Below are 1,463 nucleotides of genomic sequence, written 5' to 3'. Positions count from 1 at the left end.
GAGTCGTACGGTCGGGACGCGCGAGTCGTACGTTCAGGGCGGGTGAGTCGTACGTTCAGGACGCGTGAGTCGTAGGTTCAGTGCCCCGTCCTTTGTCAGGCGTCCAAAAACGGGATCAGTTGTTCCTCCTCGTAGGTCAGGTGCGCCTCCAGGTCGGTGATCAGCCGGTCGACGTCGGCGCGGAGGGTGGTCGGGTCGTTCCGGTCCAGGGTCCGCTGGAGTTCGGCCAGGAGGGCCGAGAGGTGCTCGTGCTCCTGGCGCAGGCGGTCCAGGGTCGGGGTCAGTTCCGGGAACCTGGTCTCCAGCGCGGGGAACGTGGCGGTGTCCTCCGCGGTGTGGTGGAAGCGCAAACCCTGGCACGCGGTCAGGCAGTTGACCTTCAGCTGGGCTCCGAGGGTGCTGCCGGATGCCTCCACCTCGCGGCGGATCGTCCGGAGTTCACGGCGGAAGGCGTCGTGGATAAGCCTGAGGCCCTCCCCCCAGCTCGACGCGTTCGGCGGGCCGCCGGCGATCTGCTCCAGGGCCACGACGGGGATCGGCCGGGTGGTCTTGGCCTGGTACTCGGCCCAGCCCGGCTCGGCCTCCACGGCGCGGGCCCAGATCTCGTCCCGTTCGGGTTGCGCCAGGACGGTCGCCTTGGCGTCGTAGGTGAAGACGCCGTCCTCCACCTGGACGACCGGGTTCGCCTGGAGGTTGTGGAACCAGTCCGGGTGGTGCGGGGCGCCGCCGGCCGAGGCGATGACCAGGATGCGGTCGCCGTCCGGCAGGTAGCCGACCGGGGTGGTGTGGCGGTTGCCCGACTTGGCGCCCGTGGTGGTCAGCAGGATGAGCCTGCCGCCCTCGAACGGGCCGCCCACGCGGCCGTTGTTGGCGCGGAACTCGTCGATCACTTGTTGGTTGAAATCCATGCGGTGCTCCTGGGCGTTTTTGGGCGTGGCGAAATGGCCACGGATTGATTCAGCCGTGTTGGCGCGTTGGTATGCGGTTGGTGGAGGGAGAGGTGTGGAGCGGGTGAGGTGGCAGCGCGGGCGCGCTGGGGCGGTTGAGAACGCCCTGAAGCTGGGCGGTTGAGAACGCCCTGAAGCCAGGGTGGTTCAGGAAGCCCTGGGAGTGGGTGCGTCGCGCTGGTGGCGCGTTCCGGCGACGCTGGAACGCGTGTTGTCCTGTGCGCGGAAACCCGGTGGTGCGGCGGGCCTCGGGCCCGCCCGGCGGTCACGCCGTGGCCGGGTGACTCTCTCGTGCTTGGCTCAAGGCCGACCCGGCAGTCACGGGGGTGAGCTTATAGGTGGTTGTCGGAGGGCGGCAATGGGGGATGAAGATTAAAAGCGGTCGCTCGCCGCTGGGCAGGCCTCCGGAGAGGAAAAACAACTTGCTGCTCGTGGTCTCCCCGTATGGCCTGCCTGAGGCAACCACACTCGTCAAGGGGTCCGAAGGGCGTGGACCCCTTGACAAGCGCGGTTGGG

Annotated in this window: 1 protein-coding gene; it reads right to left on the bottom strand. The window is 68.4% G+C overall.

Features of this window, described 5'->3' with window-relative positions:
* Nucleotides 1–95 precede the first annotated feature (95 nt).
* Nucleotides 96–908 (bottom strand): nitroreductase/quinone reductase family protein, encoded by an 813-nt coding sequence (locus tag ACFV4N_RS43685; protein ID WP_499678592.1) that lies wholly within the window; start codon nucleotides 906–908, stop codon nucleotides 96–98.
* Nucleotides 909–1,463 lie beyond the last annotated feature (555 nt).

The sequence above is a fragment of the Actinosynnema sp. NPDC059797 genome, assembly GCF_042732085.1.
Classification (GTDB): domain Bacteria; phylum Actinomycetota; class Actinomycetes; order Mycobacteriales; family Pseudonocardiaceae; genus Actinosynnema.
This window is presented reverse-complemented; position numbering and strand designations above follow the sequence as displayed.

What these genes read in the sequence shown, in the direction of transcription:
- ACFV4N_RS43685 (WP_499678592.1), bottom strand. Translation starts at nt 908, where the DNA reads ATGGATTTCAACCAACAAGTGATCGACGAGTTCCGCGCCAACAACGGC.